Source organism: Streptomyces sp. Inha503, from assembly GCF_047215865.1.
Taxonomy (GTDB): Bacteria; Actinomycetota; Actinomycetes; order Streptomycetales; family Streptomycetaceae; genus Streptomyces; species Streptomyces lycopersici.
Map to the genome: position 1 here is coordinate 3,434,303 of NZ_CP178360.1, position 25,072 is coordinate 3,459,374.

Below are 25,072 nucleotides of genomic sequence, written 5' to 3' on the forward strand. Positions count from 1 at the left end.
GGGGCATCCGTGAAGCGCCTGACCACACGGGTCGCGATCGTCGGGGCGGGCCCCGGCGGGCTGCTGCTCTCCCATCTGCTCCAGCTCTCCGGGGTGGACTCGATCGTGCTGGAGCGGCGGAGCCGAGCTTATGTGGAGAAGCGGGTACGGGCCGGGCTGCTGGAGGGCGGCACCGTGGACTTCCTGCGCGAGGCCGGTCTGGCGGACCGGCTGGACCGCGAGGGGCTGGTCCACGAGGGCTTCGTCTTCCGGTTCGGCTCGCGCGCCCACCGGATGCCCTTCACCGAGCTGACCGGCCGGACCGTCCATATGTACGGCCAGCAGGAGCTGGTGAAGGACCTGATCCGGGCCCGGACCGAGGCCGGGGCCCGGCTGTGGTTCGACGTCCCCGACGTCGAGCTGCGGGGCCTGGAGACGGACACACCGGCCGTGCGCTGCACGGTGGCGGGCGAACCGGTGGAGATCGCCTGTGACTTCGTCGCGGGCTGCGACGGATTCCACGGGGTCTCCCGCCGCTCCGTGCCGCCCGGCGCGCTGACGACCTACGAGCGCACCTATCCGTACGCCTGGCTCGGGGTACTGGCCCAGGCGCCGCCCGCCGCCGAGGAGCTGATCTACGCGGTGCACGGCCGCGGCTTCGCGCTGCACAGCATGCGCTCCCCCGCGGTGAGCCGGCTCTATCTCCAGGTGGAGGCCGGTGAGTCGGTGGAGAACTGGCCCGATGAGCGGATCTGGAAGGAGCTGCACACCCGGCTGGACATCGACGGCGCGCCGGAGCTGGCCGAGGGGCCGGTCCTGGAGAAGAGCTGTGTGGCGCTGCGCGGCTTCGTCACCGAGCCGATGAGCTACGGGCGGCTGTTCCTGGCCGGGGACGCCGCGCATATCGTGCCGCCGACCGCGGCCAAGGGGCTCAACCTCGCCGTGGCGGACGTCAAGGCGCTCGCCGCGGCCTTCCGGGAGTTCTACGAAACCGGCGACCGCGACCCGCTGGACGGCTATTCGGCCGCCTGTCTGCCCGGGGTCTGGCAGGCGCAGGAGTTCTCCGACTGGATGTCGCGGCTGCTGCACCGGCCCACGGAGGGCCGGGTGTTCGACGAACGGCTCCAGCGCGCCCGGCTCGAGGCCGTGGTGCGCTCCCCCGCCGCCGCGCGGGACTTCGCCGAGAACTATGTGGGCCTGGCGCGGGAGCGGACCCCGGCCCGGGGAGGACGGCCGTGACCTCACTGACGAGCGAGAGCCGGACGACGACGGCGCGCACCCGCCGCGGCGGGGACGTGGCGCGCGGTCTGTTCCGGCTGTCGAAGATCTTCGTGTACCAGAACTACTTCGGCTGGGGCATGGCGTGGCTCGCCCTGAGCCCTCAGGCGCGCGACCGCCCGGGGACCACCGCCGCGATGCTGCTGTTCCTGCTCGGCTCCATGGGCATCGTCACCTGCACCTGCGCCACCGACGACCTGGTGGGCTTCCGCAACGGCAGCGACGCCCGCAACTACAAGGCCGGCGACACCAAGCGCGACATCCGCGGCAAGCCGCTGCTCAGCGGGGCGGTCACCGAGCGCGAGGCGGTGCGGTTCATCGCCTGCGCGGCCTCGGTCGCGGTGCTCGCGGGGACCGGCGCGTTCTGGGCGCTGGACTGGCGGGCTCCGGCCGTGGCGTACCTCCTCTACGGGGTCGGGTTCTTCTTCAGCGTGCAGTACTCGGCCGGGCTGCGGCTGAGCTACCACCGGGGCGGTGCGGAGACGCTGCTGTGCCTGGCCACCACGGCCGGGCTGCTGGCCCCGTATCTGGCGGTGGAGCGGCACTGGTCGTCCCCGGCGGTGCTGGTGGGTCTGTTGCTGGGGCTCTGGCTGGTCATGGTGAGCAGCTACTCCAACGTCAACGACGCCGCCGGGGACCGTTCGGTGGGCCGCCGCACGCTGGCCGCGTCGACCGGGCCGCGGGTCTACAAGACCGCCATGGCCGTCTTCTTCCTGGCCTCGGCCACGCTGATCTGCGTCCTGGGCCTGACCACCCGGTGGCCGTGGTGGACCCTGCTGACCCTGCTGCCCGCCACCGCCCTCCACGCGGCCCAGCTGCGCGAGGGCCCGCTGCGGGGGCGCTGGCTGAGCGCCCGCAAGCTCGGGCTCTACGCCTACGACCTGGGCTTCCTGGGTCTGCTGGCGCCCGCGCTGTACGTCCTGTCCTAAGGGGTGTCCGACGGTACGCGTACGCCTGCGGCGTGAAAATCAGCCCCTCCGGCGATTGAGGAGCGGGGTCTGGGGCGGAGCCCCAGCCACGCGGCGGAGCCGCATATCGATGCTGTGGAAGGGGCGGGGAGGGGAACAGCCCGCCGCAGGCGCCACGACCCGCCGGACACCACCTGGCCGTACCCCCGTCCCAGCCCTACGCACCCCTATCCAAGGAGATGAGCATGACGGCGCGTTCCCAACGGCCCGTCAACGTAGGCTGGTTGTTCCACTGGGCCGCCGAACGGGGCAGGCCGACGGTCATGCACCTGGACCGGCCCTTCGACATCGCCCCGGACTCCGGCACCCGCTTCGACGTGCCCGCCCTGGCGGCGACGGTGGAGGACGCCGCGGGCTGGCTGCACGGGGCGGGGCTGCGCCACGGCGACCGGCTCGCCATCGTCAAGGAGAACCACTACGACTTCATCCTGCTCGCCGCGGCCGCCGCCCGGCTCGGGGCGCTGCCGGTGATGATCGCGCCCATCCGGTCGGAGTCACATATCCGCACCCTGCTCACCAGGATCTCCCCGAAGGTGCTGGTGATGGGCACCACCGTGCTGGCGCGGATGACCGCCGCCGGGATCCCGCTCGACGACCCGGGGATGACGCTCGTGGCCGTCGGCGAGGACCGCCCGGGGCTGCCCGGGGGGACGCTGCGCATCGACGATGTGCGCGGCGGCGCCCGGCCGCCGGTGCGGTTCCGCGGCCGCCATGAGCCCATGCTGGTCACCCACACCTCGGGCACCACGGGCGTGCCGAAGCTGGTGGTGCACTCGTCCGCCACCACGCTCGCGGCCGTGCCGTTCCGCATCGAGTCCTACCGGCTGCCGCTGATGACCTCCCGGCCGGAGGACGTGGTGGCCAGCGGGATCTCCTTCGCCCACAACCGCAATCTGTCCTGGACCAACGGGACGCTGTTCCGCGGGCCGCGGAAGATGGTGATCCTCTCAGAGCCGGGCCTGGAGAACGTGGCGCGCATGCTGGCCGCGCACCCGCCCACCTCGCTGGAGGCCTGTCCGAACGTCTTCCAGTACTGGGAGGAGCTGGCCGACACCCGGCCCGAACTCTTCGCGGGCGTACGTCGGTTCATCAGCACCTTCGACGCGGTGCACCCCAGGACGGTCCGCAAGTTCCTCGGCGCCTCCCGGGTCCGGCTGCCGCTGTGGGCCTGGGGCGTGGGGCAGTCGGAGATCGCGGGCATCGCCGCCGGGGTGGCCACCCGCTCCATGGTCCGCCCGGACAAGACCCGGGCGCACGACGCCACCAACGTCGGGTTCCCGCCGCTGGTCCGGGTCAAGGTCGTGGACCCGGAGACCGGCCGCAAACGGCCCCGGGGGAAGCCGGGGCTGCTGATGGTGCGGACCAAGTCGCGCTGTCTGACCTATCTGGGCGAGGACGACCGGCACCGCGCCAAGGACCGGGGCCGCTGGTGGAACACCGGCGACCTGGGCGAGTACGCGGGCTACGGCCGCATCCGGCTGATCGACCGCGAGGTCGACATGATCCCTGGGATGAGCGGTATCGAGCTGGAGTCCACCCTGCTCGACCGGCTGGACCGGGCCTCCGAGGTGATCGTGCTCGGGGTCCCCGGACAGCTGCCGATCCCGGTGCTGTGCATGCGCGACGACGCCCTGGACCCCCAGGAGTGGGACCGCGCCTGCCGTGGCCTGCCCGAGATGGACAAGCCCCGGCTCGTGCCCTGGGACGAGTTGCCGCGCACCGCCACCTGGAAGGTGCGCCGGGGGGAGCTGCGCGAACAGCTGCTGGGCAACAGCGACACCTACGGCACCGGCCAGTGGACCTGACCACCTGACCGGCGCCACGCACCACGCACCACGACGCAACGCACCACGACGCAACGCATCGAGATGACCGCATCCACCATGAACGAGGGGTAATTAGCCGTGTGGTTCCCGCCCGCTCTCATCGACCTCCCGAACGTCGCCCCGGTGACGCTCCCGGAGGCGGACCGGCCGAGTTGGCTGTTCTGGATCCTGATGGGCCCGTGCGCATCGGGCTGGCTGGTGGCGTACGGACTCGCCATCTACCGCGCCAAACTGGACAAACGGGTGGGGATTCCCGTCTTCGTGGTCGAGGTCAACCTCGCCTGGGAGTTCACCCTCTCCCTCATCCTGGACCAGGCCGATGTGCAACGCCCGATCAACCTCAGCTGGTTCCTGGTCGACTGCTTCATCCTCCGGCAGACGCTGGCCTACGGATGGAAGGACTATCCCGGTATGAGCCGGCGGGCCTTCCGGTGGATGGTCTTCGGCGTCATCGCCTGGTCCGCGGTCTTCCACATCATGACGACCTATGAGCTCAAGGACGCCACCGGCATCTACACCGGCACCGGGCTGAACGTGTTCCTGAGCCTGTCCTTCATCTTCATGCTGAACCGCCGCGGCTCCTCTCTCGGGCAGTCGATGTACGTGGCGCTCGCCAAGGGCATCGGATCGTTCTTCGCGGGCTGGACGGTGCTGGTGATGTACCCGGGCCACCACCTCTTCATCTTCCTCTTCCTGACCGTCTGGACCATCGACGCGACCTACTGCGTGCTGCTGTACCGCAAGGTCCGCGAGGAGGGCCGCTCGCCGTGGGCCTGGAACCGGGGCCCGGCCGAGGTGCCCGACGACCCCGGCGTTCTGACGGCCGTCCGGTGAGCGACGCGGCCCGGGGATGTCACATCCGGGAGGGGCTCGGCGTCTGGGATGCCGGTACGGGATTCCAGACCCGGTGCGCTTGAGGAAGGAAGAGGGAATGCTGGACAGACTGGCCGGTTTCGTCGTGCGGAAGCGCCTGGCGGTGTTGGTGGTCGGCCTGCTGCTCGCCGTGGTCGGCGGGGTGGCGAGTACGACGTTGTTCGACAAGCTGACGGCGGGCGGTTTCGACGATCCGAAATCGGAGTCATCGCGGGCGATCACCGCGCTGGACAAGAGGTTCGGGCAGGGGCTGCCCAATCTCACGCTGCTGGTGACGTCCAAGGGGCGGGTGGACGACCCGTCCGTGACGGCGGCGGGCACCGAGCTCACCCGGAAGCTGAGCAAGGAACCCGGAGTGGCGAACGTCAGCTCCTACTGGACCACCGGGAAGGCCCCGCAGCTGCGCGGCAAGAGCGGCCACAAGGCCCTGATCATGGGCACGGTCACCGGGGACGACACCACCTCGCAGAAGCGCGTCGCCGAGCTGGCGGACCGTTACGAGGGCTCGCGGGGCGGTCTTGAGGTGAAGTTCGGCGGCTATACGAAGTTCCAGCGGGAGCTGCTGGAGCAGGGCCAGAAGGACGCCACCACCGGTGAGACGGTCGCCATCCCGATCACCCTGGTCGCGCTGGTGTTCATCTTCGGCAGCGCGGTGGCCGCGGCGCTGCCGCTGGCCGTCGCCCTGGTGGCGATGATGCTGACGATGGGGCTGACGTGGATCCTGGCGAGCGTCACGACGGTCGGCTCGCTCGCGGCGAGCGTGGTGACCCTGCTTGGTCTGGGCCTGGCCATCGACTACAGCCTGCTGATGGTCAGCCGCTACCGGGAGGAGCTGCGGTCGGGGCTCGCCCCGCCGGACGCCATCCGGGCGACGCTGACCTCCGCCGGGCGCACCGTGACCTTCTCGGCGCTGACCGTGGCCGTATCGTCCCTGGCCATGGCCTGGTTCCCGCTCCAGGCGGTGCGGTCCATGGGCTATGCGGGGGCGCTCACGGCGCTGCTGTCCGGCGCGTCCTCGCTCATCGTGCTGCCGGCGCTGCTCGCGCTGCTCGGTGACCGGATCGAGAAGGGCCGGGTGTTCCGCAGGCGGCGTGGAGTGAGCCAGACGGCCGCCCGGAGCGTGGAGAACGGCTTCTGGCACCGGCTGGCCACCACCGTGATGCGGCGCCCGGTGCCGATCGTGACCATCGTGACCGGGTTCCTGCTGCTGCTCGGCGCGCCGTTCCTCGGCATCAACCTCGGCATGCCGGACGAGCGGGTGATGCCCGCGTCCTCGTCGGCACGTCAGGTGGCCGACACCGTACGCGCCGAGTTCGACAGCAGTGAGCAGAACGCGCTCCAGGTCGTGGCGCCCGAGGGCGGCTCCGACCGGGCGGCCGTCGGCGCGTACGCGAAGCGGCTGTCGCGGCTGCCGCACGTGGCCGCGGTGCGCACCGCCACCGGCGCCTACGCGGAGGGCCGCCAGGCCGCCCCGCCCGACCAGCGCTACGCGCGCTTCGCCTCGGGCGACGCCGTCTACTTCTCCGTGGTGCCGGAGACGGCCAGTGCGGACGACGCGGACCGGCTGGTCGGCGAGATCCGCTCGCAGAAGGCGCCGTTCGAGGCGCTGGTGGGCGGGGCCGCGGCCACCAACCACGACGCCGCGGCGGCGCTGGAGAAGTGGCTTCCGTACGCCCTGGGCACGGTGCTGCTGACCATGCTGGTGCTGCTGTTCCTGGTGACCGGCAGTGTCATGCTGCCGTTCCTCGCGCTGGTGCTCAGCGCGCTGAGCCTGACGGCCACCTTCGGCGCGCTGGTGTGGGTCTTCCAGGACGGCCATCTCGCGGGGCTGTTCGGCGACTTCACCCCGACCGGCAACATCGCCGCCACCATCCCGGTGATGCTCTTCGGCCTCGCCTTCGGGCTCGCGATGGACTACCAGGTCTTCCTGCTGTCCCGGATGCGCGAGGAGTACGAGCTGACCGGCTCGCCGACGGCCGCCGTCGCCCAGGGTCTGGAACGCACCGGCCGCATCGTGACCGCGGCGGCGGTGGCGATCTCGGTGGTCTTCCTGGCCTTCACGGTCTCCGGCATCTCGCTGGTGAAGGCGTACGGGGTCGGGCTGCCGCTGGCCGTGCTGATGGACGCGACGCTCATCCGGGGAGCGGTGCTGCCCGCCGCGATGCGGTTGGGCGGGCGCGCCACGTGGTGGGCCCCGGCGCCGCTGCGGCGGCTGCACAGCCGGTACGGCCTGCGCGAGGAGCCCTCGGCCCCGGCCCCTCGCCACGACGGCGACCGGGCGCTGACCGGCTGATCGGCGCGGCCCGGGTTCGCGGCCCGCCCAGACGCGGCTCACGGGTCCGCCGCGCACCACACAGACGGCTCACGGGTCCGCCGCGCACTACCCCGGGCGGCGGACCCGCCGTACGCGGGCGGCCTCCTGACCCGCACCGTTTCACGCCGCCGCCCCCAGGGGCCATCTCACGCAGGCCGCCTCCGGGATGCCCGGCGACTCTGTCCCCTCCCCGCCCCTTCCCGATACCGGGAGCTCCGCCCCCGGCCCCCCCTGCCACGCGGCGAAGCCGCATCGATGCTTTCCCCTCCCCGCCCCTTCCCGTAACCAGGGGCTCCGCCCCTGGACCCCGAATCCGGGCGAAGCCCTGCCACGCGGCGAAGCCACATATCGATGCCGCGGGAAGGGGCGAAGCCCCGGGATCGGGGGCTGGCGCGGAACCCCAGGGTTCGAGGTCTGGCACGGCGCCCCCGGGATCGAGGGCTGGGGCGAAGCCCCACTCCGGAGTCTGGGACGGAACCCCCACCCGAAGCCTGGCACAGCACCCCGGCCTGGGGGCTGGGGCAGAGCCCCGGCCCGGGGGCTGCGGCGAAGCCCCGGGATCGGGGGCTGGCGCGGAACCCCAGGGTTCGAGGTCTGGCACGGCGCCCCCGGGATCGAGGGCTGGGGCGAAGCCCCACTCCGGAGTCTGGGACGGAACCCCCACCCGAAGCCTGGCACAGCGCCCCGGCCCGGGGGCTGGCACGGCACCCCGGCCCGGAGGCTGGGGCGAAGCCCGGGATCGAGGGCTGGCACGGCGCCCCGAGACGGGGCGCTGGGGCGAAGCCCCGCTCCAGAGTCTGGGGCGGAACCCCCACCCGAAGGCTGGCACAGCGCCCCGGCCCGGGGGCTGGGGCGGAGGCCCGGGAGCGGGGGCTGGGGCGGAGGCCCGGGAGCGGGGGCTGGGGCGGGGCCCCAGTTTTGGGAAGGGGCGGGGAGGGGAACAGCCCGCCGCAGGCGTCACGGTCCCCGTCCTGCCTACAGCGGTTCCGCTTCCGTCGCCGCGTACTCCTTGCGGAGGGTTTCCAGGACGGGATGCTCCGGGGCGAATTCCACCCCGTCGATCGACCGGATCGGCCGTACGCCCACCCCCGCGTTGAGGGCGAAGGCCACGCGCAGTTCGCCGAGCCGCTCGCGGTCGATCCGCTCGGTGTGCTGCGGGCCGCCGTGGCCACGGCGAATGAGCTGTTGCGTGACGCCGGGCAGGCACACGGCGTCCGGCCAGAGCAGGCGATCGCCGTCGAAGAACCCCACGTTCCAGGTCGCGCCCTCGGACACCGCGCCCCGCTCGTCCGTCAGCAGCACATCGTCGTAGCCGTCAAGCTGGGCCAGGCGGCGCAGCCGCAACAGCCCGAAGAGCCCGACGTGTTTGACCTCCGGCAGGTCACGGTGGTGCGCCGCGGTGCGCACGCTCAGCGGTGGCAGCGCGGGCGCGGCGGCGGGCCGGGTGGTGACCAGGATCCGCGGCGCCGCCTCGGCCCCGGGCCGCTCCAGCCCGAGGTCGGGGTCGTACACGGTCACCCGGACCGTGAGCGGCCCCTCGGTGTCCGCGACCGCGCGCCGGGCCAGTTCGCGGACGCGGTCCCGGTCCGGGTCGGTGCCGAACAGCACACCGCAGTCCCGGACCAGCCGGTCCAGATGGAGGGACAGCCCGCGAACCCGCCCGTCCTCCACCCGCATGGTGGTGAAGTGGCCGTAGTTGGTCATGGCCAGCGCCGTCAGCTCGCGGACGCCCGCCGGTTCCCCGTTCAGCTCTGTCATGGGGCCAGTCTTCCAGCCGGGGGGTGGACGGACTCGGCGAGTCGGCCGAGCTTGTCGGGGTTGATCAAACCGTAGATGCCGCGCACCCGCTCGCCGTCGGGAGCGGGGTCGAACACCGCGGCCGCGTACAGCGTCCCGCCCATGAACAGGACCACCCCCGGGCCACCATTGATCTGTACCGGACGCGTGTGGAAGGTGGGCAACCGCGCGCTGACGGCGGCCACCAGGCGGGCCACCTTCTCCCGGCCCTCGATCACCCGGAGCGCGGCGCGGCGCTTGCCCCCGCCGTCGCTCCACATGACCACCTCCGGGGCCAGGACGTCCATCAGGGCGTCGAGGTCACCGCCGATGGCCGCGTCGAGGAACCGCTCGGTGACGATGCGCTGGGTGGAGCGGTCGAGGTCGTAGCGCGGCCGCCGGGCCTCGACCCGCTCCTTGGCGCGGTGGGCGAGCTGGCGGACGGCGGCCGGGCTGCGGCCCAGGATCGCGGCGATCTCCGCGTGGTCGTAGGCGAACGCCTCGCGCAGCACGAACACCGCGCGCTGCAAGGGGGTCAGCGTCTCCAGGACCACCAGCATCGCCAGGGACACCGATTCGGTGCGGATCGCGGCGTCGGGGGTGTCCGGTTCGGTCAGCACGGGCTCGGGCAGCCAGGGGCCGATATAGCTCTCCCGGCTGCGGCGGGCGCGGCGCATCTGGCTGAGCGCGTGGTTGACGGCGATCCGCACCAGATAGGCCCGGGGGTTGGCGATCTCCTTGCCCTGGACCGACGCCCAGGACAGCCAGGTCTCCTGCACCACGTCCTCGGTGTCGGCGACCGTGCCGAGCATGTTGTAGACGATGGAGAAGAGCAGTTCACGGTGGTGGAGGAAGTCCTCGCTCCCCGCGTCCGGCACCGGCCCGGCCTGCGGTCCCGCGCGGTCCTTCCACGGCGATACGGGGGTGTTCATTGCACCGATGGTAGGCGGCACCCCGCTCCGGCCACCGCATAGGATCGGCTCATGCCAGATCTCGTATCCGTCAACTACCGCAAGTACGACGGCTCCCTGCACTGGAATCTGCGGATGCGCAGGCTGGGCGAGGACGAACACGGCGTCTGGCTGGGGCTGCCCGGCGGCGGCGTCATGCGCAAGGGGTACGGCCCGATGGTGCCGATCGCCTGCGCGCATGTGGTCCTGCTCCCGCGCGACGCGTGGTGGACCGCGGCGTTCAACGCCCCGCCCCGGGAGACCGAGATCTACTGCGACATCGCCACGCCTGCCGAGTGGCTCTCCTCCCACGAGGTGTCGATGGTGGACCTGGACCTGGATGTGATCCGCAAGCGGAACGGCCCGACCCTGCTGGACGACGAGGACGAGTTCGCCGAGCACCAGGTGCGGTACGGCTATCCGGCGGATGTCATAGCGGAGGCCGAGGCGGCGGGGCGGTGGCTGATGGACGCGGTGGACGGGCGCACCGAGCCGTTCGGGGACGCCTCCGGGGCGTGGCTGGCCATGGTCGACGGCGAGCGGCCCTGAGACCATCTCGGACCATCTCGCCGTCGGCTCACCGGGGCGGCCGCCCCGTGCCCCGTGAGGCCGAGGGCTTTTCCGTACGCCGCTCCTCCGGCACCGGCCGGTCCCCGGCGGGGTCCGCGGCGGGGCCCGCGGCCGGGCGACCCCGCAGCGGCCGGACGGCTATCACCGCCGATATCAGCAGCAGTCCGCCCAGCATGACGAAGGGCGCGGCGGTGCCCGCGAGCCCCGCGAGCACACCGGCGGAGGCGGGCGCGGCCACCTGGCCGAGCCGGTTGCCGGTGAGCCGCAGCGCGAGGGCCGTGCTGCGCGCCCCCTCGGGGGCCGCCTGGACGACGGTCGTCATCGACAGCGGCTGGCCGACGCCGAGGCAGAAGCCGAGCCCGGCCAGCAGCACCCCGAGCGCCCAGGCGGGCACCGGCAGGGCGATGCCCGCGCACAGCAGCGCGGCGCCCAGACAGCTGACCGCCATCAGCACGGTGCGGCCCATCAGCCGGATCATCGGGGTCATGGCGAGCCGGCAGGCCACGGTGGCGGCGGCGCGCAGGCTGAGCAGCACACCGACGACGGCGGGCGAGATGCCGCGCTGTTCGCCGACGACCGGCAGATAGGCGGTGAGGATGTCGGTGGCGGAGAGCACGGCGAGGCTGATGAACATGCCGGAGGCGACCCCGCGGGTGGTCAGGATGGACCGTACGGAGACCTTGCGGGCCGTGGCCTCCTTGGCGGGCCCGGCCGCCGTGCCGTCCGGGCGGCGCTCGATGCGCCACAGCGAGGTGACGGAGAAGGCCGCGAGGGCGGCGGCGACGAACAGCGCGGCGGCGCTGGTGCGGCCCATCGCCCCGTCGTGTTCGGAGACCACCAGACCGGCCGCGATGGGCCCGATGAGCTGGCCGAGCGAGGCGCCGATGGTGAAGTGGCCGAAGTTGCGGTCCTGGTCCTCGGGCGCGCTCTGGCGGGCCACGATGGACTGGGCACCGATGACGAACGACAGATGGCCGAGGCCCATCACCCCGCTCCACGCGGCCATGGCGGGCAGCGATCCGGCCGTCGCGCTGAACGCGCAGCCGGTGGCGATGAGGGCGACCCCGATGGGCAGCAGCGGGGCGCACCGCCCGTGGTCGGTGCGCCGCCCGAGGGGTACGGCGGCGAACAGCGGCAGCAGGGCGTAGATTCCGGCGATCACACCGATGGCACGGGCGTCGGCGCCGAGCGCCAGCGCCCGGTAGGAGACGGCCGGCCGCGCCATGCTCACCGCCCCCTGGGTGAACGAGAAGGCGATGACCAGGCGCAGCAGCCAGCCCCTACCGGGCTTCGAGATCTTCACGGGTCAGATGATGCCGAAGGCGAGTCCGGCGGCGAGCACCACCAGGGAGGTGAGCGCGGCCCATTTCACGGTGAACCGGGTGTGGTCGCCGAATTCGACCTTCGCCATGCCGACGAGCACGTAGACGGCGGGGACCAGCGGGCTCGACATGTGCAGGGCCTGTCCGACGAGCGAGGCGCGGGCGATCTCCAGCGCGGAGACCCCGTGGGCGGCCCCGGCCTCGGCGAGGATCGGCACGATGCCGAAGTAGAAGCCGTCGTTGGACATGAAGTAGGTGAGCGGGAGGGACAGCACACCGGTGACGATGGCCATGTGCGGGCCCATGCCCTCGGGGACGCCGTCGACCAGCCAGCGGGCCATGCTTTCGACCATGCCGGTGCCGGTGAGGACGCCGGTGAAGACGGCAGCGGCGAAGACCATGCCGGAGACGTTGACGACGTTCTCGGCGTGCGCGGCCACCCGCGCCTTCTGGTCGTTCATGTTCGGGAAGTTGACGGTGAGCGCGACGGCGGCGGCGAGCAGGAAGAGGACCGGGATCGGCAGGGTCTCCCGCACCATCAGGGCGAGGAGGGCGACGGTCAGGGCCGCGTTGAACCAGTAGAGCTTGGGGCGCAGGGTGGCGCGGTGGGGGTCGAGCCCCTTGAACTCGTCGTCGTCCTCGCCCTCGTGGGAGGAGGAATCCGAAGAGCCGGAGCCCTTCGGGGACCGGGCCTCCGCGTCGGTGCCGGAGCCCGCGCCGCCGCCGGTCAGCGCGGCCTTGACGCCCTTACGGCCCTTGGCCCCCTTGCCGCCGGAGCCCGCGCCGACCAGCACCTGCTCCGGGTCGGCCGCGGTGACCTCGTCCACCGTCAGCACGCCGAGCCGCTTGCGCTCGCGCAGGCCCAGGCCGTAGGCGAGGGCGATGACGAAGAGCAGACCGACCGCGAGGGCCGGGATCATCGGCACGAAGATGTCGCTGGCGTCGACCTTGAGCGCGGCGGCGGCGCGGGCGGTCGGGCCGCCCCAGGGCAGCGTGTTCATCACGCCGTTGGCCATGGCCGCGACACCGGTCATCACCACCAGGCTCATCTTCAGCCGCCGGTAGAGCGGCACCATGGCCGACACGGTGATCATGAAGGTGGTGGAGCCGTCGCCGTCGAGCGAGACGATCGCCGCGAGGATCGCGGTGCCGACCACCACCCGCATCGGGTCCGCCTTGCAGAACCGCAGGATGAGCCGGACGATCGGGTCGAAGAGGCCGACGTCGATCATCACCCCGAAGTAGATGATCGCGAACATCAGCATGGCTGCCGTGGGTGCCAGATCGCCGACGCCCTTGATGACGTAGTCCCCTAGGTGCGCCCCCTTCCCGACAAGCACACAGAACAGCGCGGGGATGAGCACCAGGGCGCCCATCGGGGACATCTTCTTCATCATGATCAGGACAAGGAATGTCGCGATCATGACGAAGCCGAGGATGGTCAGCATAGTTGGCTACCTCACGTTCGCCTTTGAACTCCCCCAGATTTGGCGGTCGAGGCGACGTTAGGTGCGGCAACTTTCCGTTAACAAGGTCTTGACGCGTGAGCAATAAGCGCAAAACCCCAGGTCAGTGCCGTAGCGAGGGTGATACGCGCACCGGGTGGCCATTGAGCACCGCCGTCCCCGAGAGCGGATCCAGCCGTGAGCCGTCGAAGAGCTGGTTGACATTGACCCCGGGGCGGGCCCCGGCCACGGACAGCCGGACGCCGGGGCGGGCATGGCCCCAGCCGTGCGGCAGGCTCACCACTCCGGCCCGTACCGCGTCCGTCACCTCGACCGGCACCTCCAGCTCCCCGCCCTCGCCCTTGACCCGGGCCAGACCACCGTCGGCCAGGCCGAGCCGGGTGGCGTCCTCGGGGTGCACCTGGAGGGTGCAGCGGTTGCTGCCGCCCATCAGGGCCGGGACGTTGTGCATCCAGCTGTTGTTGGAGCGCAGATGGCGGCGGCCGACCAGCAGCAGCCCCGAGGGCCGGTCGGCCAGCGACCGGCGCAGCCGCGCCACATCGGCGGCCAGCGGCTCCGGGCACAGCTCCACCGTGCCGCTGCGGGTCTTCAGCAGCCCCGGAAGGCGCGGCCGCAGCGGGCCCAGGTCGATGCCGTGCGGATGGGCGAGCAGCTTCTCCAGGCTCAGCCCGTCCGGGTCGGCGCCGAAGCCGTCGCCGTACGGGCCCAGCCGCAGCATCATGTCCAGCCGGCGCTCGGGGCCGTCCACCCCGGTCAGCAGCGCGGCCAGTTCGCCGGGCTCGCGTCCGTGCACCGGCGAGGACGGGTCGGCGACCTCCTTGCCGAGGGTCCCCTGGATCGCCATGGCGTCCACCGTCTCCGGGTCGGCGCCGCCGTTCCCCCTCACGCACAGCACCAGCCGCGCCAAGATGGCGCTCTCGCTCAGCCGGTCCGCCTCCAGCGGGATCGCCGGGCGGGTGTAGCGGACCTGGTTGCGCACGGCCAGGCTGTTGAAGGCGTAGTCGAAGTGGGGGCTGCGGCTGGGCGGCGGCGGGGGCAGCACCACATGGGCATGGCGCGAGGTCTCGTTGAGGTACGGATCGACGCTGACCATGAAGTCGAGCCCGGCCAGCGCCCGGTCCAGGCGGTCGCCGTCCGGCGCGGAGAGCACGGGGTTGGCCGCGAGCGCCAGCACCGCCCGTATCCGCCCCTCGCCCGGGGTCTCGATCTCCTCGGCGAGCGCGACGGTGGGCAGTTCGCCCTTGGCCTCGGGATATCCGCTGACCCTGCTGTGCCAGCGGCCGAGCGCGAACCCCTTCCCGGGCCGCGCCGGGCGCTCCCGGCGGCCGGTGGCGGCGAGCGGGAACATCATGCCGCCGGGCCGGTCCAGCTGCCCGATGAGCACGTTGACCACATCGACCAGCCAGCTGGTGAGGGTGCCGAACTCGACGGTGGTGGAGCCCACTCGCCCGTACACCACGCCCTGGGACGCGGCGGCCAGCTCACGGGCGAGGGCGCGGATCTCCTCGGCGGGCACATCGCACGCCTCGGCCACCGCCTCCGGCGGGAAGTCCTCGGCCAGCGACCGCACCTCGGCCACCCCGCTGACGTGCTCGGCGAGCGGGCCCGGGGCGACCAGATCCTCGGCGAACAGCACCTGCACCATGGCGAAGAGCAGCAGGGCGTCGGTGCCGGGCCGGATCGCCACATGGCGGTCGGCCAGCGCGGCCGTACGGGTGCGCCGGGGGTCGACCACCACCAGCCGGCCGCCGCGCCGCCGCAGCGCCCGCAGCCGCCCGGGGAAGTCGGGGGCGGTGCACAGACTGCCGTTGGAGTCCAGCGGGTTGGCGCCGAGCATCAGCAGATGGTCCGTACGGTCCAGGTCGGGCACCGGAAGCGCGTTGGCGTCGCCGTACAGCAGCCCGCTGGAGACGTGCTTGGGCATCTGGTCGAGGGTGCTGGCGCTGAAGACGTTACGGGTGCGCAGCGCGCCCAGCAGCAGCGGCGGATAGAGCCCTCCGGCCACGGTGTGCACATTGGGGTTGCCGAGCACGACCCCCACGGACCGCGGGCCGTGCTCGCGCAGCAGCGGGCCCAGCCCCTCGGCCACGGCCGCGAACGCCTCGTCCCAGCCGGTCTCCACCAGGCGCCCGGCACGGCGGACGAGGGGGCGCCGCAGCCGGTCGGGGTCGGCGTCGAGCTGCCCGAACGCGGCGCCCTTGGGGCAGATGAAGCCGCGGCTGAAGACGTCCTCGCGATCGCCGCGCGCCCCGGTCACCCTCCCCTCGTCGATGGTGAGGGTCAGCCCGCAGGTGGCCTCGCAGAGCGGGCAGATACGCGGGGCAGTGCTCATCGGTCTCTCCCAGGGACGGCGGCGAGGCCGCGATGACGCGCCGGACCCGCCCACCATACCGACTGGTAGGCATGCCGGGGAGGGATCGACGGGAACTACCGACCGACTTCTCAGCGGACCCCGGATCAGTCCAGGACCCGGGCCAGATAGGCGCGCAGCAGCTCCTTCGTCTCCGCCACGATCGCCGGATCGCCCTCCGGGTCCACCCGGAACGCCAGCCGCAGCAGCGCGTCCGCCGCCTCGACCGCGAGCAGGAAGGCCACCCGCAGCCGCTCCTCGGCCGCCTCGTCCCCGCCCGTACGGAGCCGGTCGGCGAGCAGCGTCCGCAGCCGGTCGGCGACCAGGTGGTTGGGCTGCTCCGGGGGCGCGGTGGCCGGGACCGGATGGCCGAACTCGACGAGCGCGAAGCCCGGCGCCCCGCGCTTCATCGCCAGATACTCGTCCACGACGACGTCCATCGCCTCCCGCCAGCCGCCGCCCCCGTCCGACCCGGAGGCGGAGGCGGAGGCCGCGTCCGAGGCGGCCAGCCGCCGGGTGATCCGCTCGGCGTACTCGTCCAGATTGCGGTGGGCCAGGGCCTCGGCCATGGCCCGCTTGTTGGAGAAGAAGCGGTAGACGGAGCCGATGGGCACGTTGGCGCGCTCGGCGACGGCCCGGGTGCTCAGCTCTTCGTAGCTGATCTCGTCGAGGAGTTCGGCACACGCGTCGAGGATCCGGCCGAGGCGCTCGGCGCTGCGGCGCTGGACCGGATGGCGGCGGAGGGGCGGTATGGGCACGCCACCATCCTGCCCGATCATTGACGGGCCCGGGTTTCGATTCCTATCGTCTGACATAGGAATCAAAGGGAAACCAGTGGTGTGCGGCGGAGCGGTGGGAGCGCGCGATGGGCGACGGCACGGGGATCCAGCACGGGGATCGGCAAGGACACGGGCGGGGGATCGAGCAGGCGCGTAAGACGGCCGAAGGGCTGGTTTACGCCTCCGGTTTCGGCAATGAGCACAGTAGCGAGGCCGTGCCCGGCGCACTGCCCATCGGCCGCAACTCCCCCCAGCGCGCCCCCCTCGGGCTCTACGCGGAGCAGCTGAGCGGCAGCGCCTTCACCGAGCCGCGCGCCACCAACCGGCGCTCCTGGCTGTACCGCATCCGGCCCTCCGCCGCGCATCCGCCGTTCACTCGCATCGCGGGCGGCGCGCTGCGCGGAGCGCCCTTCACCGAGGCCGCGCCCGACCCCAACCGGCTGCGCTGGGACCCGCTGCCGGAGCCGCCGGAGGGCACCGACTTCCTGGCCGGGCTGTGGACACTGGGTGGCAACGGCGACGCCACCCAGCGCGCCGGGATGGCCATCCACCTCTACGCTGCCAACGCGCCCATGGCCGACCGGGTGTTCAGCGACGCGGACGGCGAGCTGCTGATCGTCCCCGAGCGGGGCGGGCTGCTGCTGCACACCGAGTTCGGTCTGCTGCGCGCCGAGCCGGGGCATGTGGCGCTGATCCCGCGCGGGGTGCGGTTCCGGGTGGAGCCGCTGGAGCCGTCGGTGCGCGGCTATGTGTGCGAGAACTACGGCCGCCCGTTCACCCTCCCCGACCTCGGCCCGATCGGTGCCAACGGGCTGGCGAACCCCCGGGACTTCCTCGCCCCGGTCGCGGCGTACGAGGACGTGGAGCGCCCGGTGCAGGTGGTCAACAAGTTCTGCGGCAATCTGTGGGCCGCCACCTACGACCACTCACCGCTGGACGTGGTCGCCTGGCACGGCACCCATGTGCCGTACGTGTACGACCTGCGCCGCTTCAATGTGCTCGGCACCATCAGCTACGACCACCCGGACCCGTCCATCTTCACGGTGCTCACCTCGCCCTCCGACACCCCCGGGCTCGCGGGCGTGGACTTCGTGGTCTTCGCCCCGCGCTGGCTGGTCGGGGAGGACACCTTCCGGCCGCCGTACTTCCACCGCAATGTGATGAGCGAGTACATGGGGCTGATCGAGGGCGCGTACGACGCGAAGACCGGCGGCGCGGGGGGCTTCGTACCGGGCGGTGGCTCGCTGCACAACATGATGTCCGCGCACGGCCCGGACCATGAGACCTTCGAGCGGGCGAGCGCGGCCGAGCTGGCGCCGCACAGGCTGGACGACGGGCTGGCCTTCATGTTCGAGACGCGCTGGCCGGTCACGGCCACCCGGCAGGCGCTGGAGGCGGACCACCTCCAGGGGCGCTATGACGACGTATGGCAGGGTCTGGAACGCCATTTCCGCCCCTGAACGCCGCCGTTGCCGCCGTTGCGCCCGTTGCCGCCGTCGACCGGAGACCGTGTGACCACCTTCGCCCCCGACTCCCTCGCCCTCAACCGCAAGTTGCCGCTGTGGTACCAGGTCTCCCAGTCGCTGCGGGCCTCGATACTCGGGCGGGCCCCGCACGATCCGCTGCGGCTGCCGACCGAGGACCGGCTGGCCGAGCACTACGGGGTCAGCGTGCTCACCATGCGGCAGGCGCTGAAGGAGCTGGAGACCGAGGGGCTCATCAGCCGCCACCGGCGCCGTGGCACGTTCATCGAGCCGAACGCCCGGCGGGCCGCGCCGGTGCGGCTGCTGGGGTCGGTGGACGCGATCGTGGCACAGCAGTCGGGCGAGCGGACGACGGTGCTGGAGCACGGCCCGGCACCGGTGCCTGCGGCGCTCGCGGAGTACTTCCCCGGCCTGGACGAGGCGACCGCCTACCGCCGGCTGCGCCGGGACGGCCACAGCGGCGAGCCCACCAACTGGGCGGAGAACCTGGTCCGCCCCGAGCTCGCCGACCGCATCGACCTCGCGGACCTCGCCCGCTGGCCGATGACGAAGGTGCTGCGGGACGCGGTGGGGGTGCGGATCAGCCGGATCACGGACACGGTGGAGGCCCGCCTCGCCGACCCCGAGACCTCCCGGCTGCTCCAGGTCCCGCTACTCAGCCCGATCCTGCACTACACGGGGGTGACCTACGACGAGAGCGGCCGCGTGGTGGATGTGGCCCGCATCCACTACCGGGGGGACCGGTTCTCGTTCTCGGTGACGGTCGAGGCCGACTAGAGGGCGTCCGACGGCACGCATACGCCTGCGGCGGGCCGTCCCCCTCCCCGCCCCTTCCCGAAACTGGAGCTCCGCCCCAGCCCCCGCTCCTCAATCGCCGGAGGGGCTGGAAGGTGCGGCTCCGCCCCAGATCCCGCTCCTCAGACCCCGGAAGGGCTAGAACGTGGGACTCCCCCGCAAACCCCGCCCCTCAGACCCCGGAAGAGCTGAAACGTGGGGCGGGGCCCCTGCCATGTGGTGGAGTCGCATATCGGGGTGCCGGTAAGAACGCTGTCACCAGCCGCAAACGGTGGTGATCTTGCGTGGGTGTCACCCGTGTGGGTGAGTCCGGGGCCGTGCAGCTGCGCGGGGTGAGGCCCCGAGAGGACGATCGACGACCGTGGCCCGTACTCCTTTGGACCTGGACGACCTGGTCGAGCACTGGACCCTGTTGAAGGACGAGCAGGGGCTCGTGTCCGGCAAGCGCGATGCGACGCGGCTGGGCTTCGCCGTGTTGCTGAAGTTCTATACGCAGTACGGCCGGTTTCCCCGGGGCCGGTTCGAGGTGAACACCCTGATGCTCCAGGACATCCTCGGCGAACCGGAGTGGGCGGACCTCCTCACGCCCGCCGACCGGCGCGGCCTGACCCCGCTTTTCTGGTCCCACGTCCGGCCCTACGGTGACGTGAACCTCGACATGGACACCCGCCTCAACCTCACCGCGGCGACCTTTCCGCGGCCCCGCGCCGCGGACAGCGAGCCCGCCCGATCCGCCGTGGAGAACGTATGAACCTGCTCCGCTACAGGCCCGGGCTCAGCCAGGGCCTGCGCCCGCTGCGCGACCCGAACGTGCCTGAGGACGGCGACGAGGGTGGTGAGTGAGCCGCCCCGGCTTATCGCCAGGCCTGGGTCGGTGGCGCGCTCATTGCTGCCGTCAGGAACGTGATCGCCCAGCGCCGGGCCTCCTCGCCCGCCGTCACCGTGGAGCAGGCGGGGGAGGGCCGGTGGTAGACCTCGACGCGGTCCACGGCTGTCACGGCGAAGATCCCCCGCATCCGGAACAACAACTCCTGTGGGGCAAGGCCGGGCAGTGCGCGCGCGAAAGTCGCCAGGTAGCGCTCGCGGACCGTGTCCTCGTCCGGGCCGGTCCAGCTGCGCGCCTCCTCGGCCGGGTCGGTGAGGATCGTCACGATCAGCCGGGACGTCCGGGCTCCGCTCTCATTGCCAGCGGGCATCTCGTCGAAGAACGGCCCTGCGAATGCTTCCACCAGTTCGGCGACCGACGGGTCCGGAGTCCGGGCGAGCAGTTCGTCGAGCCCGGCGCTCTGGGCGGCAGTGATGGGCTCGGTCACGCGACGGGCGACCGCGGCCAAAAGTTCCGCCTTCGAGCCGAAGTGATAGCTGACGGCGGCCAGACTCACTCCGGCGAGGTCGGTGATCGCGCGGACCGAGGTGCCGCTGTAGCCGTGCTCGGCGAAGAGGCGTTCGGCCGCGTCGAGGATCTTGGTCCGGGTATCGGGTAGCGCCATGTGCCGTACTATACAGACGTTCGATTGAAACGAACGTCTGACCCATGTGTGGGAGAGGTTGTCATGAAACTGCTCGTGTACGGCGCCGGGGTCTGCGGCAGCCTGTTCTCCGCCCACTTGCATGAGGCCGGGCTCGACGTCTCGCTCCTCGCCCGGGGCGAGCGTCTGGCCTCCCTGCGCCGGTACGGCGTGCAGCTCGCCGAGGAAGACGGCCATACCGTCAGGCGTGTACCAGTACCGGTGGTCGAGCACCCGACCGGCGGGTACGACCTGACCGCCGTCCTCGTCCGCACCCATCAAGTTGACCCGGTGCTGGAGTCACTCGCCGGCCTCGCCGGCGACGTGCTGTTCCTGCACAACTGGGCGGCTGGCGCGGAGCCGCTGGGCGAGGCGATCGGCCACGAGCGAGTATTGCTCGGCTTCCCCCCGGCACTGGCCGGCGGCACGATGGACGGGGACGTGGTCCGCTACCGCGCGACCACCTTCATGACCAGTCGGGTCCCGATGCCGATCGGCGAACCCGACGGCCGAACCACCCCGCGACTGGAACGGATCGTCCGGGGGTTCCGCACCGCCGGGATGAACGCCAAGGCCGAGCCGCGGATGGATGCCTGGCTCAAGACACACGCCGCGTTCGAGGTGCCGCTCGGACAAGCGGTGCACGCGGCGGGCGGCCCGGCAGCGCTGGCCGACGATCCCGACGCGGTCCGCGGCATGCTCCACCTCATGCGGCAGAACCTGGCCGCCATGCCGGCGCCGCCGGTCCCCCGCGCGTTCGCTGCACTACAGACCCTGCCGGAAGGGTTGCTCGTGGCCCTGCTGCGGCGCTTCCTGCGCAGCCCGACGGCCGTATACAGCGGGCTCAGCGACGCCTCCCCTGCGACGGCGGCCGAACTCGGGCGGCTGGCCCAGCAGATGCGTGCCCATGCGAAGGTCCGGTAGGCCATCGGAGGCAGTGGTTCCTCGGCCGCATTGCAGCTGAGTGCGCAGCCGGGATCTCCCGCCGGACCTTCCGCACCCTCCGCCTCGATCGACGACTGGCGAAACGACACCTCGAACACCCCGCACGCATAGCCCTTCGAGCGCAACTGCCGCACTCCGTTGCTGTCGGTAAACGATCGTTTGCCGACAGGTATCACGGGTGAAGGTGTCGCGGTCTTTGGCATTGCGCGTCAGTGTGGAAATTCCGGCTTCGGGTCAGGCCGGCGGGTCGGGGGTGTATCTGGCGAGCATGGTCTGGACGGCCTCTTCGACGGCGTTGTGGATGTCGGAGGCTGCGGGGTTCCAGCCGGTCAGCAGCATGCGGGGCCACAGGACGTAATTAGCGATCATGCCGAGGAACTGGTTCGCGGCGCTCTCAGCGTCGGGCACATCAGCGTTGCCCGCCTCGTGCTCGGATTCCAAGTAGTGCTGGACGGAGGCGAAGTAGGGCAGTTTGCCGAGCTGGAACTGCATCCGTCCCAGCTCGGGGAAACGAGGCAGTTCGGCGATGACGATCCGGAACAGACCCGCCATGCGGGGCTGGCCGATCAGGTCGGCGTAGCGGTGGCCGATGGCTGTCAGCCCGGAGCGCAGATCTCCCGCCTGCGGCCGCGCGGCGGTATCGCCGGCGTCGCGCTGCCAGGACTCGGTGACGATGGCCTCGAAGAGGGCCGCCTTGGTGGGGAACTGCTTGAACAGGGTGGACTTCGAGACCCCGGCCGCTTCGGCGATCCGTGCGAGGGAAGTGCCGTCGTAGCCGCGGTCCAGGAACAGTTCTGTGGCCGCGGAGGTGATCGCCTCGCGCTTCTGCTGGGCGAGCCTGCGGTGATGCGCGGTGAGTTCTGCTGCCATGCGGAGAGTATGCCGCAGCCCCGAGGCGAGTCACTTGACTCGCCTCGGGGGGCCGCTTACGGTGCACCAGCAAGGCGAGTCGAGTGACTCGCATCTGATCTGTGGCACCTGGGCGCATCCTGGTTGCCGCACGGTGGAGGAAGTTCATGACAGTCGACAAGATCGCTTTGGTGACCGGTGCGAATCGCGGCCTCGGGCGCAGCGCGGCCATCGCCCTGGCCACACGCGGGGTGCGGGTCGTGGTCACCCACCGCGGTGATGCGGCCGGGGCTGAGAAGACGGTGGAACAGGTGCAGGCCGTGGGTGGGACTGCCGCTGTTCTCCAGCTCGACATCAGCGACGTCTCCTCCTTCGCGTCCTTCACCTCCGAACTGGGCGCGCAGCTGGAGCGCTGGGGTACTTCGCGGCTCGACATCCTGGTCAACAACGCGGGAGTGGGAGTCTTCGGTCCGCTGGAGACTGTCACGATCGACGACTTCGACACGGTGATGGGCACCAACGTCCGGGGCACGTTCTTCCTCATCCAGTCGCTCGTGCCGCTGCTGGCCCAGGGCGGCCAGGTCATCAACGTCTCGACGTCACTGACCCGCCACACCAGCCCCGCCACCTCGGTCTACTCCGCATCGAAGGCCGCCGTCGAAGCTCTGAGCCGCACCCTCGCCGCAGAACTCGGACCTCGCGGCATCCGGGTCAACTCCATCGCCCCGGGGCCGACCGCCACCGACTTCAACGGCGGAGCGATGCGGGACGACGCCGGAATGCGCCAGGTCCTGGCCGGACAGACCGCGCTCGGCCGCGTCGGCGAACCTGAGGAGATCGGCGACGCCATCGCCACGCTGGCCTCCGAGGGACTGCGCTGGGTCACCGCCCAGCGCATCGAGGTCTCCGGCGGCGCCCTCCTGTGACGCCGGGCGACCGCCGGTAGGGAAGCAGGCAGTGACGGCCCCAACTCACTCCGAGCCGACCGACTCGTCCTCATCCTCGTCCTCGGCCGCTACAGCTTCACCGCCAGCGTTCCGGCCGCCGGCGCCCTGCGCCCGCTTCGGGACCCTGATGCGCCAGAGACGGCAGCGTCGATGTAGCGGGTGGTCCAGAGCACGATGACGTTGAGGACCAGGCCGAGCGCGCCGAGCTGGTCCTCCATCCCGTCGCGGTAGGCCTGGTGGATGGTGCCGCGCTTGCCGTGGCACACGTCCCGCGCGAGTTTGTGGCGGGATTCCTGCACGGTGAGCTGGCGGTTCATCTGGCGGCGGTAGGTGTCGTCCACCGGGTCGACCACGCGTAGCAGGTGCTCGGTCTTGGCGATCCGCCCGTACCCGGCGAACGCCGACCCGAGCGGGGTCGAGCGCCCCTCGCGTCCGAACATGCGCAGCAGGTCGTAGGCGCGGACTTGGTTGGTGACCAGGGAACCGGCGACCTTCAGCATGTCCGGCCAGTGCATGATCACCTTGTTCAGGTTGACCCGGTTGCGGGCCAGGTCCTCCACCGCGCCCCGTCGTCCTGCACCTCGATGGAGACCTTCGCTGCCGGCCCCGCCTCTTCCTGGCGTTCGGCGAGCTGCTTCCACCCGGCGTCCAGGCCCCGCACCAGCTCCGCCAGGTGCCCCTCGACGGGCATGTCCAGGCTCAGCCCGGCCAGCACGTCCTCCTCGACCGCATCCCAGTCGGGCCCGTCCAGCAGCCGGGCGCGCGGGTTGGACCAGCGGTGCGAGGGCGAGGCGAACACGTCGCGGTTGTCCAGGGCCCGGTGCAGCTGCTCCAGCACACACACCACGTACGCGTCCCGGTCCACCGCGCCCGCCGCGCCAGCGCCGGAAGACCGCGAACCCCGGCCAGGACCCGCTTCCCGGCGCTCGCCGCGTCCAGCGCCTTCGACTCGCCCAGCAACGACAGGAACCGGGCGCACCGTGGCGTACCGGGTCGCCAGCGCGGCCCGCATGGCGACGTCGGCCGTGTTCTCGTCCTCGGGCACCAGGGTCACCACGGTGGCCGCCGCGCTCATCACGGCGGCGCGCGGGGCGACCTCCTCCACCGCCGCCCACAGCGCGGCCACGTCCAGGTCCGCGCCGATCGCCTTCGCCTCCAGGTGCCGCATCACCGCGGTCAGCATCGCCGTGCGCTTCGGTTCAGCCGCCCGCTCCAGCAGCGGCGCCTTCGACCCCAGCGCGTACCGTGCCAGCGCGGCCATCCGGTTCGGCGGGATCTGCGACAGCCTCAGCCGCCCCAGCCGGTAGGCGCCGATCTCGTACCCGCTCCAGCGCACGGGCGAACGCCGTCCCCGTCGTCCGCGTCGGCGGCCGGCGAAGCCGCTCCAGCTCCGAGAACCGCGAACCCTCCGGCGTCTTCAACGTCGCCACCAGCTCACCGGGCAGCGCCGGGTCGGCGCGACGGGCGGCACCTGCGACCGTGGCGTGCAGCCGCTTCTCCGCGACCGCGCGGGCCTCCGACACCTGCCGGGCCAGCACGCTCACCCCCGGCAGCAGCACCCGGTGACGGCGCAGCCAGCCCACCGCCTGGTTGAACAGCGCCACCAGCCCCTCGGCATGCGTCCACGCCCGCCCGTGCAAGAAGGTACGGAACCGGCGCGACCACTCCGCGTCCTCGTACTCGCGGTACTCGTAGGCGTCCCGGATCTCCCACGCGTGCTCGTACGCCGTCGGCTTGCGCTCGGTGTACCGCTTCACGCACGAGACGTCCTCGATGCCGAGCTGCGCGGCCAGGTGCTCGACCACGACCCACGGCACGTCCAGCGGGTCGTCCGGGAGGAACCGGCCGATGTAGCGCACGGTGCACATCTGGAGGGCGAACCCGAGCCGACCATGGTCCCCGCGCCGCTTCGCGATCAGCTTGCGGTCCTCGTCGTCCAGGAAGAAGAACCGCTCCAGCTCCGGCCGGGTCGGCTCCTCGTTGAACTTGCCGTACGACGCCGCCTGCTCGTCGGTCAGGAACTCCACTGGCATGAGCGCGAAGCTATCGGCGCCCGCAGCCGCTCAGGGATCTTCCGTCGAACTTCGCCGCCG

At 71.8% G+C, this 25,072-nt stretch carries 19 protein-coding genes and 1 pseudogene; 11 read left to right on the top strand and 9 right to left on the bottom strand.

Annotation, left to right across the window (positions count from 1 at the left end; genetic code table 11):
• Window positions 1-9: 9 nt before the first annotated feature.
• The 5 genes from ACJX2R_RS13980 (at window position 10) to ACJX2R_RS14000 (ending at window position 7,217) form a co-directional block, all read left to right on the top strand.
• A complete protein-coding gene (locus ACJX2R_RS13980; RefSeq protein ID WP_413100382.1) occupies window positions 10-1,218 on the top strand; it encodes a 4-hydroxybenzoate 3-monooxygenase in 1,209 nt (402 codons plus the stop codon).
• The gene (locus tag ACJX2R_RS13985; protein ID WP_413100383.1) at window positions 1,215-2,186 is read left to right on the top strand and encodes a UbiA family prenyltransferase; all 972 of its coding nucleotides are present in this window, start codon (window positions 1,215-1,217) and stop codon (window positions 2,184-2,186) included. Before ACJX2R_RS13980 ends, ACJX2R_RS13985 begins: the two co-directional genes overlap by 4 nt.
• A gap of 224 nt (window positions 2,187-2,410) precedes the next feature.
• Window positions 2,411-4,030, top strand: coding sequence for a class I adenylate-forming enzyme family protein (locus ACJX2R_RS13990; protein WP_413100384.1), 1,620 nt, complete (start codon window positions 2,411-2,413; stop codon window positions 4,028-4,030).
• Window positions 4,031-4,174: 144 nt separating this feature from the next.
• A complete protein-coding gene (locus ACJX2R_RS13995; protein ID WP_262703680.1) occupies window positions 4,175-4,885 on the top strand; it encodes a hypothetical protein in 711 nt (236 codons plus the stop codon).
• A gap of 97 nt (window positions 4,886-4,982) precedes the next feature.
• Window positions 4,983-7,217 carry an MMPL family transporter gene (locus ACJX2R_RS14000; protein ID WP_413100385.1) on the top strand — a complete coding sequence of 745 codons (2,235 nt, stop codon included), beginning with the start codon at window positions 4,983-4,985 and terminating at the stop codon, window positions 7,215-7,217.
• Between the two features lie 996 nt (window positions 7,218-8,213).
• Here ACJX2R_RS14000 and ACJX2R_RS14005 read toward each other — a convergent pair.
• Window positions 8,214-8,996 (bottom strand): aminotransferase class IV, encoded by a 783-nt coding sequence (locus ACJX2R_RS14005; RefSeq protein ID WP_413100386.1) that lies wholly within the window; start codon window positions 8,994-8,996, stop codon window positions 8,214-8,216.
• Entirely contained in the window at window positions 8,993-9,946 is a 954-nt protein-coding gene (gene sigJ, locus ACJX2R_RS14010; protein WP_413100387.1) for an RNA polymerase sigma factor SigJ, read from the bottom strand. The genes ACJX2R_RS14005 and sigJ overlap by 4 nt, the downstream gene beginning before the upstream one ends.
• Window positions 9,947-9,997: 51 nt before the next feature.
• On the opposite strand from sigJ, the gene ACJX2R_RS14015 reads away from it, so the two are divergent.
• On the top strand, window positions 9,998-10,513 hold the full coding sequence (locus ACJX2R_RS14015; protein WP_413100388.1) for a DUF402 domain-containing protein: 516 nt from the start codon (window positions 9,998-10,000) through the stop codon (window positions 10,511-10,513).
• Between the two features lie 28 nt (window positions 10,514-10,541).
• Here the strand turns inward: ACJX2R_RS14015 and ACJX2R_RS14020 are convergent, their stop codons facing one another.
• The 4 genes from ACJX2R_RS14020 to ACJX2R_RS14035 form a co-directional block, all read right to left on the bottom strand.
• Complete coding sequence (locus ACJX2R_RS14020; RefSeq protein WP_413100389.1) at window positions 10,542-11,837, bottom strand: MFS transporter; 1,296 nt, start codon at window positions 11,835-11,837, stop codon at window positions 10,542-10,544.
• A gap of 3 nt (window positions 11,838-11,840) precedes the next feature.
• The gene (locus tag ACJX2R_RS14025; RefSeq protein ID WP_413100390.1) at window positions 11,841-13,304 is read right to left on the bottom strand and encodes a CitMHS family transporter; all 1,464 of its coding nucleotides are present in this window, start codon (window positions 13,302-13,304) and stop codon (window positions 11,841-11,843) included.
• A gap of 121 nt (window positions 13,305-13,425) precedes the next feature.
• Window positions 13,426-15,654, bottom strand: coding sequence for a molybdopterin oxidoreductase family protein (locus tag ACJX2R_RS14030; RefSeq protein WP_413100391.1), 2,229 nt, complete (start codon window positions 15,652-15,654; stop codon window positions 13,426-13,428).
• Between the two features lie 125 nt (window positions 15,655-15,779).
• The gene (locus ACJX2R_RS14035) at window positions 15,780-16,451 is read right to left on the bottom strand and encodes a TetR family transcriptional regulator (RefSeq protein ID WP_413100392.1); all 672 of its coding nucleotides are present in this window, start codon (window positions 16,449-16,451) and stop codon (window positions 15,780-15,782) included.
• 86 nt (window positions 16,452-16,537) lie between these two features.
• On the opposite strand from ACJX2R_RS14035, the gene hmgA reads away from it, so the two are divergent.
• The 3 genes from hmgA to ACJX2R_RS14050 all read left to right on the top strand — a co-directional run bounded on the left by hmgA (window position 16,538) and on the right by ACJX2R_RS14050 (window position 19,481).
• Window positions 16,538-17,911 (top strand): homogentisate 1,2-dioxygenase, encoded by a 1,374-nt coding sequence (gene hmgA / locus ACJX2R_RS14040; protein WP_413100393.1) that lies wholly within the window; start codon window positions 16,538-16,540, stop codon window positions 17,909-17,911.
• Window positions 17,912-17,962: 51 nt separating this feature from the next.
• Window positions 17,963-18,712, top strand: coding sequence for a GntR family transcriptional regulator (locus tag ACJX2R_RS14045; protein ID WP_044577651.1), 750 nt, complete (start codon window positions 17,963-17,965; stop codon window positions 18,710-18,712).
• Between the two features lie 379 nt (window positions 18,713-19,091).
• Window positions 19,092-19,481: a hypothetical protein gene (locus ACJX2R_RS14050; protein WP_413100394.1), complete on the top strand. Its 390-nt coding sequence runs from the start codon at window positions 19,092-19,094 to the stop codon at window positions 19,479-19,481.
• 103 nt (window positions 19,482-19,584) lie between these two features.
• Here ACJX2R_RS14050 and ACJX2R_RS14055 read toward each other — a convergent pair whose 3' ends face one another.
• Window positions 19,585-20,220 (bottom strand): TetR/AcrR family transcriptional regulator, encoded by a 636-nt coding sequence (locus ACJX2R_RS14055; RefSeq protein ID WP_413100395.1) that lies wholly within the window; start codon window positions 20,218-20,220, stop codon window positions 19,585-19,587.
• Between the two features lie 63 nt (window positions 20,221-20,283).
• On the opposite strand from ACJX2R_RS14055, the gene ACJX2R_RS14060 reads away from it, so the two are divergent.
• Window positions 20,284-21,162, top strand: coding sequence for a ketopantoate reductase family protein (locus ACJX2R_RS14060; protein ID WP_413100396.1), 879 nt, complete (start codon window positions 20,284-20,286; stop codon window positions 21,160-21,162).
• Between the two features lie 255 nt (window positions 21,163-21,417).
• Here the strand turns inward: ACJX2R_RS14060 and ACJX2R_RS14065 are convergent, their stop codons facing one another.
• On the bottom strand, window positions 21,418-22,053 hold the full coding sequence (locus ACJX2R_RS14065) for a TetR/AcrR family transcriptional regulator (RefSeq protein WP_413100397.1): 636 nt from the start codon (window positions 22,051-22,053) through the stop codon (window positions 21,418-21,420).
• Between the two features lie 146 nt (window positions 22,054-22,199).
• Here ACJX2R_RS14065 and ACJX2R_RS14070 point away from each other — a divergent pair, with 146 nt between their 5' ends.
• The gene (locus ACJX2R_RS14070; RefSeq protein WP_413100398.1) at window positions 22,200-22,958 is read left to right on the top strand and encodes an SDR family NAD(P)-dependent oxidoreductase; all 759 of its coding nucleotides are present in this window, start codon (window positions 22,200-22,202) and stop codon (window positions 22,956-22,958) included.
• Window positions 22,959-23,113: 155 nt separating this feature from the next.
• Here the strand turns inward: ACJX2R_RS14070 and ACJX2R_RS14075 are convergent.
• Window positions 23,114-25,012 (bottom strand): annotated as a pseudogene (locus tag ACJX2R_RS14075) (DUF4158 domain-containing protein); the annotation flags it as partial.
• Window positions 25,013-25,072 lie beyond the last annotated feature (60 nt).